At 67.4% G+C, this 13,393-nt stretch carries 8 protein-coding genes and 1 pseudogene; 4 read left to right on the top strand and 5 right to left on the bottom strand.

Annotated features, from left to right (window positions below; translation table 11 throughout):
* Nucleotides 1–195 precede the first annotated feature (195 nt).
* The 3 genes from CG719_RS34185 (at nucleotide 196) to CG719_RS34175 (ending at nucleotide 3,930) form a co-directional block, all read left to right on the top strand.
* On the top strand, nucleotides 196–1,608 hold the full coding sequence (locus tag CG719_RS34185) for a family 2B encapsulin nanocompartment shell protein (RefSeq protein ID WP_100572592.1): 1,413 nt from the start codon (nucleotides 196–198) through the stop codon (nucleotides 1,606–1,608).
* An 83-nt stretch (nucleotides 1,609–1,691) separates the two neighbouring features.
* The gene (locus tag CG719_RS34180; protein WP_100572591.1) at nucleotides 1,692–3,038 is read left to right on the top strand and encodes a family 2 encapsulin nanocompartment cargo protein terpene cyclase; all 1,347 of its coding nucleotides are present in this window, start codon (nucleotides 1,692–1,694) and stop codon (nucleotides 3,036–3,038) included.
* Nucleotides 3,039–3,066: 28 nt separating this feature from the next.
* Nucleotides 3,067–3,930: a geranyl diphosphate 2-C-methyltransferase gene (locus tag CG719_RS34175; RefSeq protein WP_100572590.1), complete on the top strand. Its 864-nt coding sequence runs from the start codon at nucleotides 3,067–3,069 to the stop codon at nucleotides 3,928–3,930.
* A 171-nt stretch (nucleotides 3,931–4,101) separates the two neighbouring features.
* On the opposite strand, the pseudogene CG719_RS34170 reads toward CG719_RS34175, so the two are convergent.
* Nucleotides 4,102–4,554: pseudogene (locus CG719_RS34170) on the bottom strand (response regulator); the annotation flags it as partial.
* A 388-nt stretch (nucleotides 4,555–4,942) separates the two neighbouring features.
* Here CG719_RS34170 and CG719_RS36035 point away from each other — a divergent pair.
* Nucleotides 4,943–5,200: a hypothetical protein gene (locus tag CG719_RS36035; RefSeq protein WP_199836889.1), complete on the top strand. Its 258-nt coding sequence runs from the start codon at nucleotides 4,943–4,945 to the stop codon at nucleotides 5,198–5,200.
* 632 nt (nucleotides 5,201–5,832) lie between these two features.
* Here CG719_RS36035 and CG719_RS34160 read toward each other — a convergent pair.
* The 4 genes from CG719_RS34160 to CG719_RS34145 all read right to left on the bottom strand — a co-directional run bounded on the left by CG719_RS34160 (nucleotide 5,833) and on the right by CG719_RS34145 (nucleotide 13,314).
* Entirely contained in the window at nucleotides 5,833–6,117 is a 285-nt protein-coding gene (locus CG719_RS34160; RefSeq protein ID WP_100572589.1) for a hypothetical protein, read from the bottom strand.
* Nucleotides 6,114–6,830: an HNH endonuclease family protein gene (locus tag CG719_RS34155; protein WP_100572588.1), complete on the bottom strand. Its 717-nt coding sequence runs from the start codon at nucleotides 6,828–6,830 to the stop codon at nucleotides 6,114–6,116. The genes CG719_RS34160 and CG719_RS34155 overlap by 4 nt, the downstream gene beginning before the upstream one ends.
* Nucleotides 6,831–7,198: 368 nt before the next feature.
* Nucleotides 7,199–8,065, bottom strand: coding sequence for a hypothetical protein (locus CG719_RS34150; protein ID WP_100572587.1), 867 nt, complete (start codon nucleotides 8,063–8,065; stop codon nucleotides 7,199–7,201).
* The gene (locus CG719_RS34145; protein WP_100572586.1) at nucleotides 8,062–13,314 is read right to left on the bottom strand and encodes a caspase family protein; all 5,253 of its coding nucleotides are present in this window, start codon (nucleotides 13,312–13,314) and stop codon (nucleotides 8,062–8,064) included. Before CG719_RS34145 ends, CG719_RS34150 begins: the two co-directional genes overlap by 4 nt.
* Nucleotides 13,315–13,393 lie beyond the last annotated feature (79 nt).

Genomic DNA, 13,393 nt, shown 5'->3' with positions numbered 1-13,393 from the left:
ACCGCCTGCAGTGGGTTGTCACTGTTTCGAGGTAAGCATCTCGTCTACTTGATGGACGGGAGCCCTTCGGCGGCTAGCTTGCTGGTGGTGGACGGAGTCTCTGGCTCCCCCGCTCGTTGCCCACTCCTCCCTGTCTCCCGGTCGGCGCACCTTTGTGTGCCGGACGCCCTGTCGTGCAAGGAGAAGCTGCATTCGATGACCGTCGACAGCAGTTCGGAAACTCAGACCACGGCCCCGCAGCAGTCCCTGAGTACCGCCGCCGCCCGCAACCTCGCCACGACCACGAAATCCGTCCCGCAGATGCAGGAGATCACCTCTCGGTGGCTGCTGCGGATGCTGCCCTGGGTCGAGACCAAAGGAGGCGCCTACCGGGTCAACCGACGGCTGCGCCATACCGTGGGCGACGGGCGCATCGAGTTCGTGCAGGAGGGCGCCACGGTCCGGGTGATCCCGCGGGAGCTCGGCGAACTGGCCCTGCTGCGCGGCTTCGAGGACACTGACGTCCTGACCGCCCTGGCGGACCGCTGCACACAGCACGACTTTGCGGCAGGCGACGTCCTCGCCGAGCGAGGCAGCCCCGCCGACCGGATCCACCTGATCGCCCACGGCCGTATCAACCAAACCTCCGAGGGAGAGTACGGCGAAGAGACCGCCATCGCGGTCCTCGCCGACGGCGAGCACTTCGGTGCAAGCGCCGCCCTGCTGGACCCCGACGCCCGCCACAACTGCACCTTCACCGCACAAACCGCAGGCACCCTGCTCACGCTCTCACGCACCGACTTCGCCGCCGTTGTGGCCTCCGCGCCTCAGCTGCAGAGCCACGTCGACGGGTACCGCTCCCGCAGCCGGAAGCGGCAGAACAAGCACGGTGAGGCGGAGATCGCACTGTCGGCCGGCCATGTCGGTGAGGTCGACTTGCCCGGCACCTTCGTCGACTACGAGCTGAAGCCCCGCGAGTACGAACTCTCCGTCGCTCAGACCGTTCTGAGGATTCACACCCGGGTCGCCGACCTCTACAACGGGCCGATGAACCAGACGGAGCAGCAACTCAGGCTGACCGCTGAGGCCCTGCGTGAGCGCCAGGAATACGAACTGGTCAACAACCGCGAGTTCGGGCTGCTGCACAACGCCGACTTCAAGCAGCGCATCCAGCCCCGCTCCGGCCCGCCGACCCCGGACGACATGGACGATCTGCTCTGCCGCAGGCGCGGCACCAAACTCTTCCTCGCCCATCCCCGGACCATCGCCGCCATCGCACGCGGCTTCAACGCCTGCGGTCTCTACCCCGACCACGTCGACCTCGGCGGACAGTCGGTCCCCGCTTGGCGTGGCGTCCCCATCCTGCCCTGCAACAAGATCCCGATCAGCAAGGAACAGACCAGTTCCATCATCGCTATGCGTACGGGGGAAGACAGCCAGGGCGTCATCGGTCTGCGGCAGACGGGACTGCCCGACGAGTACGAACCGGGCCTGTCCGTGCGGTTCGCGGGCATCAACGAGCAGGCGATCATCTCCTACCTCGTCACCACCTACTACTCCGCCGCGGTGTTGTTGCCCGACGCTCTTGGCGTGATGGAGAACGTGCAGATCGCTCCCCGGCCGCACTGAAACGCGGGGCCGCGCGGCATGCCCTGCCCCCTTGGGCCGCTCGGACAACGCAACGCCCACCTCACCGCACCAAGGAGCCGTCGATGCCCAATTCCGGGTCCCTCGGACCACCCTCTCACCACTCGCGGCCGACGCCGCCTTCAGCCGTACCGGACGCGGCCGCACATACAGCCGTACCGGACGCCGCCGCAACGACCACCCCGGGTGCTCCGGCCCGGTCGTCCGCCGCCGATTTTTTGGCGGCATTGCATCCGCCCGTCGCGATTCCCGCCCCGTCACCGCCCCCGGCGGCCGCCCCTGCGTACACGCGTGAGGCCACAGCGACGAGTTCAGCGCTGCAGCGGATCCTGCGCGGGCCAACCGGATTGGGCACGAGTGCCCTCTCCCTGACCCGAAGAGATGAACCCCTGTTGCCGGATCCGACGCCCGCGGTGGCAGCGTCGCCCGCCGAGGGACAAGCCGTCCCCGGCCTCTACCACCACCCCGTCCCGGAGCCCGACCCCGTACGAGTCGAGGAGGTGAGCCGCCGGATCAAGCGCTGGGCCGAAGACGAGATCCAGCTCTACCCCGAGGAATGGGAGGGGCAGTTCGACGGCTTCTCCGTGGGCCGCTACATGGTCGGCTGCCATCCCGACGCACCCACGGTCGACCATCTGATGCTCGCCACCCGCCTGATGGTCGCAGAGAACGCCCTGGACGACTGCTACTGTGAGGACCACGGCGGATCACCCGTCGGTCTCGGCGGGCGCATCCTCCTCGCACACACCGCGCTCGACCACCTCCATACCACTGCCGAGTACACGCCGGCATGGCAGAAGTCGCTCACTTCGGACGCCCCGCGTCGGGCCTACCACAGCGCGATGGACTACTTCGTCAGCTTCGCCACGCCCTCCCAGGCCGACCGCTACCGGCACGACATGGCCCGGCTCCACCTGGGCTACCTCGCCGAGGCCGCTTGGGCAGAGACGGATCACATCCCGGAGGCGTGGGAGTACCTGGCAATGCGCCAGTTCAACAACTTCCGGCCATGCCCCACGATCACCGACACAGTCGGCGGCTACGAACTGCCCGCCGACCTGCACGCCCGACCCGACATGCAGCGGGTCATCACCCTCGCGGGCAACGCCACCACCATCGTCAACGACCTCTACTCGTACACCAAGGAACTCAACAGCCCAGGTCGGCACCTGAATCTGCCCGTGGTCATCGCGGAACGCGAGCAGCTCTCCCACCGCGACGCCTATCTGAAGGCCGTCGAGATCCACAACGAGCTGATGCACGCCTTCGAGGCCGCCGCGGCCAACCTCGCCAAAGCCTGCCCCGTGCCCACCGTGCTGCGCTTCCTCAGGGGCGTGGCCGCCTGGGTCGACGGCAACCACGACTGGCACCGCACCAACACCTACCGCTACAGCCTGCCCGACTTCTGGTAAGGAAACGGACCTCTCTGTGACCACTGACATGACCTCCACCGGCACCGCGAAGATCCCGGCCCCGGCGACGCCCTACCAGGGGGACATCGCCCGGTACTGGAACAACGAGGCACGACCGGTCAACCTCTGCCTCGGTGACGTGGACGGGCTCTACCACCACCACTACGGCATCGGCGCCGTGGACCACGACGCACTCGGCGACCCGGCCCACAGCGAGCACGAAAAGAACCTCATCGCGGAGCTGCACCGGCTGGAGTCCGCACAGGCAGAGTTGCTTCTGGACCATCTCGGGCCCATTCAGCCGGGCGACACCCTCGTCGACGCCGGCTGCGGGCGCGGGGGAACCATGGTGATGGCCCACCACCGCTTCGGCTGCAACGTCGAAGGCGTCACGCTGTCCGTGACCCAGGCCGACTTCGGCAACAAGCGCGCACGGGAACTGGGCATCGCAGACCACGTTCGCTCCCGCGTGTGCAACATGCTCGACACACCCTTCGACAAGGGCAGCATTGCCGCCTCGTGGAACAACGAGTCGACCATGTACGTCGACCTGCACGACCTGTTCGCCGAGCACTCCCGCTTCCTGAAGGTGGGCGGCCGGTACGTGACGGTCACCGGCTGCTGGAACCCCCGCTACGGCCAGCCTTCGAAATGGGTCTCCCAGATCAATGCACACTTCGAGTGCAACATCCACTCCCGCCGGGAGTACCTGCGCGCCATGGCCGACAACCGGCTCGTCCCGCAGACCATCGTCGACCTCACCCCCGACACCCTGCCCTACTGGGAGCTCCGAGCCACATCCTCGCTGGTCACCGGGATCGAAGAGGCATTCATCGAATCGTACCGAAACGGCTCCTTCCAGTACGTCCTGATCGCAGCGGACCGCGTGTGAGCCGTGTTCGCGAGTTGGCCGGCCAACGGCGACCCCGGCCCCGCCGCGTGCTCCCGCCCATCTGCGGGCCCGCAGCGGCTGTACTACCGGCGGGGCCGCAGGACATGCCGAAGATCCTTATCGTCGATGCTCGAGCGTCGCCAGAACTGCAGTCATCGCCAGCAGGTTGCGGTCAGCCTCCAACTGGTTGAGCCGCGTCTCCAGGTCGGCGATGCGCTGCGTCCGGTCCAACAGCGCATCGCCCAGGACGTCGCCGCGGACGCTGGACCGCCGGGAGACATGGTCGGCGTCAGCCAGCTGCTGCTCCAGGATCTCCACCGCGTGCTTGGGGGACGATGCGGCGTCTACCGCCGATCCGTACAGGCTCCGTACCAACTCGATGGCCTCGGTGGTGACTGCGGTCCCACGATGCTCGGCCACATCGGTGAAGAGGTCGCTGATTACCTGCCACGGAGGTAACCGGGTGCCGTTCAGGTAGCGCGAGACCGTGCCCGGATCGAGTCTGCGCCGGGCCGCGTACCGACGGACGGACAGGTGAAGGCTCTCGAAGAGCTCGCGCAACGCCTCGGCCAACGCCCGCGAAGCATCGTTGAGGTCGTCTCCCAGAGGTCGCAGTTCACCCATTGCTCTCCTCCTCGACCGTGCTGGCGCCAACGGTGTTTGGCGGCTGGAGGGCGCTGGCGAGCAGAAATACCAGGGCTGACCTCAGTGACAGCAGAGGACGGTCCACCGTGCTCTCCATTCATCCAACCCGCCGCTGTGCGACAGGACTTGTTTCCCATCCGGCCGATTGCGGATGGAGAAACCAGGATGAACGAAGACAGAGGTGTTGCAGTCCACGATCCGAAAGCGGGGCAGTACAGACTGCCTGTTGCGTAGGCGTTGTCGCCGTTCACGGGTCACTCCTGGCTGGTCAAGAGCTTGATAGCTGGCCTGTTGCCAGAGCGTTGCTCTGCAACGCTGCCGATCTTCAGCAGCGCCCACCGTGGAGCAGCTCAGGTCGGCGGACCGAATGCGTGGGCCGGGCCTGATCCGCCGACTGGCCCACCCGGCCGAGCCGAAACGCCCCCCCCGCACCCGCGGACACATCGTCCGTGCATGCGGTACCCGCAAGACCCTCATCGCGCTGCGCGCCGCCGAGAAACCGCAAGCCGCGCACCTGAGCCCCGGCGCCACCAAGGTGTGGGCGCCGCCCCGGATCCAGCAGATGCCCGGAGAGAGCTGCTGCACCGTCGGCAACGCCCTGGACCCGGCACCGGCACCGCACTGAATGGGGTGTCTGGCTCCGGCGAAAAGCTGCTTGCACCTTCCCCGCCGCCTCCGCTGTGGCCTAAGCCGGCCTCGTAGTGGGCCAGGCGCCTACGCTGGTCGAGGTTCTCACTCTGTGCGATTTCGAGAGCCTTGCGAAGTCTCGCAACCTCCTCACGAGAGCCTCTTGCTGCCGCGTGAGGCGGATGCTCAGTGGCCTCAGGCGGCGGAGGCCGAGGAGGCGCCTGGCGGATCGGCATGCGCCGGCCGAGATCGTCCGTGATGGACACAGCCGACCTCCTCAGGCTGAGGAAGCGCGTGCGCTGAACTTACAGGGCGGCCCCTGTCCAGTGCGCGGAGTGCGGGGCCGCCCCGGCCATGCGTCCTGTCAGCGCAAGGCACTACCCGAACGCTAAACCCCAGCCTTCGGCTTCGCCCCTTGCTGTGCATCGGCCGAGTGAGCACCGGCTACGGCCTCCCGCACGCGATACGCCCGACCGGCCGCACCCCCGGCGCCATGTTTCAGCAGCCAGCACGGACCGGGAGCCCTACTGAAGGCCTGCGCAAGCGGCAGCTTGCCCTCGCGTGATCGTGGTCGTGGGCTAGCAAGCTGAAGACGCCGGTTGTGCCTTCAGGGACGACGGTTGTGCGGGATCAGCGGGGTGCTTCGGCTCCGCCGCCGCGACGGACCCGTTCCAGTACCTGCTCATGGAGTGCGGCCATGCCTTCCGGCGGCACCAAGGCGGGGCTGCCGGTGAGGGTGTACCACTCGTCGGCTTCCGTGTACTGGATCGCGATGCCGGCGCGCCCGTCGGGCAGGAGGCTGGTGGCGATGGTGAGGTCGCCGGTGATGACGCCGACCTCGTCGGTCATCGCGCCACCGGGCCCGGCTTTCACCTCGTCGACGAGCCGTTCCTGCTGTGGGTCGTGGTCGCTCATGAGGGACAGGTGCCCAGCATGTCGGTGAGCGTGTTCTTCTCGGCCTCGGTCACCGACAGCTCATACGTCGCCTTCACCGACACCCACGCCCGGGCATAGGTACACCAGTAGGGCTTGGACGGCGGCTGCCACTCGTCCGGGCCCTGGTCGCCCTTGGACCGGTTCGACGCCGCGGAGACGGCCAGCAGCTGCGGGTGCGTCAGGTCGTTCGCGAACGCCTTCCGCTTCTCCTGCGTCCACTCGCTGGCACCGGAGCGCCACGCGTTCGCCAGCGGCACCATGTGGTCGATGTCGAGGTCGGAGGCATTAGTGAACGTCTTGTCGTCGTACGCGCTCGTCCAGCGCCCGGACACCGCCCGGCACTCCTCGTCGCGCTGCACCCCCGTACCGTCCCGCTCCAGCACCGTCTCCCGGGTGTCACACCTTTCACCCTGCTGAGCCCAGTGGGGGAACTTCGCGCGGCTGTAGCCGCTCATCGAGCCGTGCGGCGTCACCTTCAGCCCCGCCAGCTCCGTCCGGGCTTGTTCCGCGGTCGGTAGGCCCGGCAGTGTGCCGGACTCGGCGGCCTCACCGCCTGGAATGTCGGCGGGCGCGGACGGTTTATTGTCTGTCGCCTCGGGTGCCGGCCCTTGTTCGGTAGGTGAGCACGCGGCCAACGCCAGCGCGGCCACGGCCGCCAAACCACTTTTGAGCCACCATTGCTGACGCCCCATGACCTGTCATTTTCCCTTCGCTCGATGGCCGTAGTCGCAGCATACGTGCCCAGGGAGGCTGGCCTGACTACGACAACTCGCCCCTCACCCTGAGGGGTTAGGCGGGCTTGAGGTCGTCTCCTCCCGCCAGTGCGATGGCCCAGCCGACCTGGGCCGTCCCGGCGCCAGCCACCGGCACGAGGTTGTCCGTGGCGGCGACTATGGCAGAGATCCTGCCGGGCAGTCAGGAACCCAACGAGGTCCAGGGCGCGCCGGGCGTCCACTTTGGCCTGTGCGACATCGCTGATGAGCAGCGCCGTCGTGATGGTGGACATGGCTAGCCGTCCAAGGTGAGAGTGAACTCGCCGCCCACCGCGTCGTGCAGATTGTCAGGGTCGGTCGGCGGCTCTGTTCAGCCCGTCATTGATCGCCTGCCCTGTCTCCGCAGCGGTGAGGTAGGGCCGGACGTCATGTGCCTTGGCGCCGTTGTGAACCTGGACGTCGGATACACGGCCTCCGAAGTGCGGGGCCAGTTCTTTGGCGAGAGCTACGACATCCCCTCGGTCCGCGACGTTGGTCCAACGGCTTACGGGAGCCGGCCACCGTCCGTGCCCGTGCGTGGGCTTCGGCAACAAGCGGTCGAAGATCAGCCGCGGTATCGCGAGCGGGGAGCCGAGGGTGACGAGTTTGAGGTCGGGCCAGTCCGGGTGCGCGCACAGCGTCTCGTAGGCCACGACAGTGCCAAGCGAATGGGCCACGATCACTTCCGTGCTCTCGGTCACGGCGGCGGCGAAGCGGTCCCGGATCCGTGCACGCAGCTCCGGCTCGGTGAAGTAGCGGCGTACCTGTCGCAGGCTGTAGATCATCAGCCGCTCGCTCAGTCCAGCGAAGAAGGCCGAGTGACTCAGTGCGTTGAGCGCCCGCTGCACGGTGTCCGGCGTACGCATGCGCGCGGCGGTCTCCGGCCCTGGCACCCGGCTCTCCAGGCGAGCCGATGTTTCCCACCACTGGAAAAGCAGTTCACGCTCCAGGCCCTCCTCGACGTCAGCGGCGTCGAGTTCGGGAATGCCGAGCCCTCGATGACCGGCAGAGCGGAACATGTCGCCGTAGAACGCCATGGCCACCTCGTCCGGGCCGGGCCCCAGCCCACCGGCCAGGGTGACGCCATCACAGAGTGCGGGGTACCAGTCTGCGAGCAGCGTCTGGCTGCCTTTGAATTGCTGGGCTATGCCATGGACGAGGACGACACGAGTCACGATGCGTTCCCCTGTTTCCTGTCGGGTCCTGTCAGATGGATGCCGAGCACGACGGCTCCCATGTAGGTGGCAACGCAGAGTCGGTTGCCTCCCACCGCGACATCCGCGACTCCGCTGCCAATGTCGAGTTCCGCCGACCAAGTGGCGGACTTCATGTCCCACACCCGCACGACACCGTAGCTGTCGGCTGCAATCAGCGCCGGCGCTCCGTTGATGTCCGCCACTCGAAGGGCACGGACTGCGGACGGGAACGGCTCCAACTCGACGCCGACGTCGGTCCCATCCGTCGGATCCCAGAAGTGCAGACGTCCATCGCCGGCGCCCGCCACTACGACATGGCGGCCCAGGTACGCGAAGTCCACGCTGTACGCTCCTCTGCCGTGGCCGCCGATCGGTTCCGACAGCCGCTCACCCGTGCGCAGGTCCCACAGCCGGACGGTTCCGTCACCCGAGGCACTGGCGGCGAGATCGACGTGTCCGACCCGGCCTGCTCGCAAGCCCCACACCTGGGCGGTGTGACCGGTCATCGGCGGACACACCGGCGACTGAGTGCGCAGATCCCAGGCGTGCAGTACATGGTCGTTGTCAGCGGACACTACGAGGGGCCTGCCGTCCAGGGCATACAAGCACGCCCGCCAGGAAGAGCCGGACCGTCGCCCCAGCCTCCGCCGGGGTTCCAGAGCCCACGCCTCCGCCTGCGTCCAGCTGCTGCGGACGACGACGGTTTCGCCATCCACATGGGCGCTGGCCACGTTGAACGCCGTGCTTACGGCCGACGCGATGTGAGCGGCTGTCTGCGATCCGTTGCCCAGCTCATGGAACCGAACCGTTCCGTCGTTGCTTCCGGTGACAACGGTCTTGCCGCCTTCGGGGGAGGGGACGACATTCACCGAGATCAGGGAGTGATCCACACCGCAGAGCGGCTCGCCGATCGGCTGCATGGCGGTCAGGTCCCACGCTCGCACCTCACTCGAGTAGGCGGTGATCGCAGTCGGGCATCCGTCCACCCGCCCCAGTGCTGGGGCCGGGCAGTCCTCCCTACCGCTTAGCCTGACCATGCCGTCCAGCGGTGGTCCCAGGGCGGTACCGGCCTCCAGGTCCCAGACACGCGCCGTGTCGTCGAAGGCAACGGACGCCACCAGGGTGTGCGTGCCGATGCGTGCCAGGTTCCCCGCCATGATGCGGGCCGTGTGACCGAGCAGAGGGCCACTGACAGCGACACGTGTTGCGATGTCGTGCACATATAGACCGTTTCCCTCGCGGGTCGAGAGGACGACCGGACGGTCGTTGTGGAAGGCCACACCGACTGCCCTCGCGTTCGGAGTCAAGTCTTCGATGTTGAAGTGTGCGGTCGGTCCGCTCGGCCGATGCGGTCCCGCGCCGTTCACCTGCCACACGTAGGCGTGGTGGAGCGAGGTGGCGATGGTGATCTCCAGGTGCTGGGCGGTTGAGCGGACCGTCAGGTGGCGTACGGCGCCGATGTGGCCGGACAGCGGGGGAGCCATGAGTGCCCCGGCCCGTACAGACCAGATCCTTACCGTGCCATCCTCACCCCCGCTGACCACGACCGGCTCGTTGGCCAGCACGCCAAGGGCCACGCACTGTACGACGTTGGTGTGGCCCGTCAGCGGCATGCCGAGGGATTCCCCCAGCATTGGGTCCCAGAGTCGTACAGTGCTGTCGGCACCTCCTGTGACAGCCACCAGACGCCCGTCGACGTCACCCATGGCTACGGCGCGCACCTGGCCGCGATGTCCCTCCATGGGCGGGCCGGCCTGCTGACGGGTCCGCAGGTCCCATAGCCGGGCGGTGCCGTCGTCCCCGCCGGTGACCGCCAGTGGACGTCTGCGTACGTCACAGGAAAAGACCGAGAGCACCTGGCCGGAGTGGCCGTCAACCGGCTGATCGCTCGACAGGTCCCAGATGCGTGCGGTGCGGTCGTCGCTGACCGTTACTGCCAGCGACGTGTCCCTCCTGTCGGTGAGGGCGGCCGCGGTGATGTCATTTACGTGCCCGCGTAGTGGCGGCCCGAGTTGACGGAGCGTCCGCAAATCCCATAGCCGGGCGTCACGTACACCTGCGGTCAGGGCCACGGAGCGGCCGTGGAAATCACCGATCACGGCCGAGGCCACACCGCTTTGCGTCAGATAGCGATGAGCTGTCACCTGTTCGCCCATCTGGCGGCGTTCGGCTACATCCCACAGGCTGAGCATGCCGGACTTGTCGCCGACCAGCGCGACCGTACGGCCGTCCAACCGGCCCAGACACACCGCTGTAACCGCTTCTGCCGGGCCGATCAAAGGGCTGCCGTCGATGCGAGCGTCGCCACCGGTCGACAGGTCACTCAGGTCCCAGATGTAGACCGCCTTGTCCTCGCCGCCGGTGACCGCGACCGGATGCCCGTCGAGATCGCCCAGAGCCGCGTCCAGAACAGTGCGCTTGTGTGCGGCAAGATCGCAGCCGAGCTGCTTTCTGGCGACCAGATCCCAGATCCGCGCGGTGCCGTCCTGACTGGCCGTGAGAACGACAGGCCGGCCGTCCAGGGCACCGATCCGCATCGCCTCGATTCGGTTGGTGTGCCCCCGCAGCGGCAGCCCGTACTCCTGACCGGCCGACAGGTCCCAGATCCGCACCGTACCGTCGACGCCGCCGGTAAGAGCGACCGTGTAGTCCTCCATGTCTCCGATGGCGATCGCACTGACGGCGATGCCAACCGGTAACGGCTCGCCGATCTGCTGTTGGGTTGTTAGGTCCCAGATCCGCGCCGTACTGTCCTGACCGCCGGTCACCGCGATGGGTCTCCCGTCGAGATCACCGACGGCCACGCAGGTGACCCCCTTGGTGTGCCCACTGAGTAGCCGGTGCGCACCGCTCGCCGACCACCAGGCCCAGCGCGCGGTCCACGGAAGTTCCACCCCCAGCCGTCCGATGCGTTCCGCGAGTTCGTCGGCCTCGCAGCGCCGCGCCGAGAGTTGCAGATCGGCCGCCCGGCCACCGAGCGGTCGGTCTGCCGTTAGGCGATGCGCTACCTGCTCGTACGTGGTCCGCACGCGCCTGGCGCGTTCACCCTCGATCGAGGCGAGTGCCCGCAACAAGGCGAGTGGTTCACTGGCCAACAGGAACCCCGGGTCCTCGATCAGTTCGATGAGGGTGTCTGCCGCGTCGGCGTGAGTGGCCAGGTGTCGGCGAACGTACGGGGGCGCGGCGAACCAGTCGGGTCGATCGTTGCCGGGCATGGCGGGAACGACAGCCGCGAGGGCGTCGACGATGGTTTTTTGGATCTCGGCAGCCGGTTGGCCGGTGGTGGCGCGCAGATGTTCCGCCAGTGCTTTGTGGTAGAGCCGGTAGACCGAGCGCTGGTCGTCGTCGACGACCTCTGCGACATAGGCCCCGGCGACGTCCAGGAGCCAGGAGACATCCTGTTCCGTGCACTGAGTGCCGGAGAACACGGAGCTGAGCGTGGTCCACACATGCCCCCGGGGAAGGCCCTTGCCCTCGGAAAAGGCGAGTGGGAGCAGCATGCGGCGCACACGCGGCTCGTCCGGTCCGAACCGGGCCAGATAATCATCAAACGCCTCACCCACCTCGCTGGGCAGGGCCCTCTCCCAGCCCGGATGGGAGACGTCCACGACGGAGCAGTCGGATCTCAGCGTGCGGGCCGTGGTCCTGGCGTAGAGATAGACACCGTCCGCTCGGGCCGCCACACCCCTGGCCACGATTTCGGCGAGCTGAGGGGAATCCCGGTAAGGGGTGCGAACCTCCGGTTCCTCCGTCGCCAGCAGCACCTTGGCGACATATCCGGTGACGTCCGCCTCATCGGCGCAGTACTCGGGCAGGTCTAGATCGATGCACGTGAATGTGGGTCCCAGGGGCGTCACCAGTTCACGGCGGGTGCCCACCACCAGGCGGACACCGTGGATCTCCGACATCGGTCGCAGCAGTTCACGGGTAATGCGGCGTGGCTCGCCGTGCCCGCCGGCATCGGCCGCGGTGTCTGACCCCGCCTCGTCGACGGCGTCGACGACGATAACAACCGGTGCTCCCTGGCGGCCCCGGCGGGTGAGTTCCTGGAGCAGAGTCGCCGTGCCGTCCACTTCGACACCGAGAGAGGCTGCGATCCGTTCGACGACCTCCTCCAGTCGCTTGTGACGCGCATGCACGGCGGCCGTCACGCAGCCTTCGGGGATCACGGTGGCAGGATCAACACCCGTCAGGTCGAACCGCGCACGGTACTGGGCGTCCGATAGGGCGACGATTCTGCCCAGCACCGCGGATTTGCCGCACCCGGGGCTTCCTGTGATAACCCGGCCTTTGCCGTCACCGTCCTCGGCTATGAGCCATTCCACTAGTTCGGTCAGCACCCGCACCCGTCCGCTGAAGTAGAGCCCCTGCTCGGACTCGAACTCCACCCCACGCGAGCGGGGGCCGAAGTGCTCGGTCAGATCCCGGGCGGCCACGCGGCGCTGCACTTCTAGGTCGGTACCGACGGGCGGCAACTCTTCGCGGAAGCCGGGGTTGGGCAGGAAGGGCGCCAAGCCGGTCACCAGGCCGCTGGCGAGTTCGGCGCGTTGGCCACGCCCGTCGACGTCCAAGTACTCGTTGATCGCTTTGACGAGTTCGGTGAGGTCCAGGTACTGCTGCCGCTGCCCCGTACGACCGGTCGTGATCTCTACGGACGCGCGCAGGGCGGTCGCGAAGGCGCCGTCTTCGGCGATGTCCTTTCGCCGGGCGGAGGCGAGGAACCACAGTCCGCTGGACGTTCCGGTGCCCCCGTATCGGTAGGCGATGGACTGCAGGGCGACCTCGGCCGCCTCCGCGCTTCCCGCAGCGGCCGCACACGTGTCCAGGATGAGAAGGAGGTGGCGCAGGTCTCCTCGGCACAGGATCCGCACTAGATCCTCGGTGGCGAGGGCAGTGGTGGCCGGATCATCCTCCTGGGAGTCCCAGCACAGAAGATAGTGCCGGTCGCGGTCCTGCACGAGCCCGTGCCCCGCGAAATACACGACCACCACGTCATCACGGGTCAGAGATGTATCCGCCGACCAGTGACGCAGCTTCTGCCGTATCTGATCGGCCCCGTCGTACTCTCCGAGTCCCGGCAGCACCGCCTGGTACCCGAAACCCGTGAAGAGTTCGGTCATCAGGCATACGTCAGCAGGAACGTGACGTAGTTGCTCTTCGTCCGGAAGGTGACAGTACCGGCCGCTGCCCAGCCCTATGAAGAAACGCCGCTCCACTCGCAGCCCCATCCGCTCTGTCCAACTGGCCCACGGATGAACAGTACGAGAAGATCGCAATCCGTATCGGGCCTGGCAACAGCGGGCATTG

This window comes from Streptomyces sp. CB01373, assembly GCF_002803075.1.
GTDB lineage: Bacteria > Actinomycetota > Actinomycetes > Streptomycetales > Streptomycetaceae > Streptomyces.
Note: the sequence above shows the minus strand (reverse complement) of the source record. Positions and strands in the feature narration are given on the sequence as shown.

What these genes read in the sequence shown, in the direction of transcription:
- CG719_RS34185 (WP_100572592.1), top strand. Translation starts at nt 196, where the DNA reads ATGACCGTCGACAGCAGTTCGGAAACTCAGACCACGGCCCCGCAGCAG.
- CG719_RS34180 (WP_100572591.1), top strand. Translation starts at nt 1,692, where the DNA reads ATGCCCAATTCCGGGTCCCTCGGACCACCCTCTCACCACTCGCGGCCG.
- CG719_RS34155 (WP_100572588.1), bottom strand. Translation starts at nt 6,830, where the DNA reads ATGGGGCGTCAGCAATGGTGGCTCAAAAGTGGTTTGGCGGCCGTGGCC.
- CG719_RS36035 (WP_199836889.1), top strand. Translation starts at nt 4,943, where the DNA reads ATGCGTGGGCCGGGCCTGATCCGCCGACTGGCCCACCCGGCCGAGCCG.
- CG719_RS34145 (WP_100572586.1), bottom strand. Translation starts at nt 13,314, where the DNA reads ATGGGGCTGCGAGTGGAGCGGCGTTTCTTCATAGGGCTGGGCAGCGGC.
- CG719_RS34160 (WP_100572589.1), bottom strand. Translation starts at nt 6,117, where the DNA reads ATGAGCGACCACGACCCACAGCAGGAACGGCTCGTCGACGAGGTGAAA.
- CG719_RS34175 (WP_100572590.1), top strand. Translation starts at nt 3,067, where the DNA reads ATGACCTCCACCGGCACCGCGAAGATCCCGGCCCCGGCGACGCCCTAC.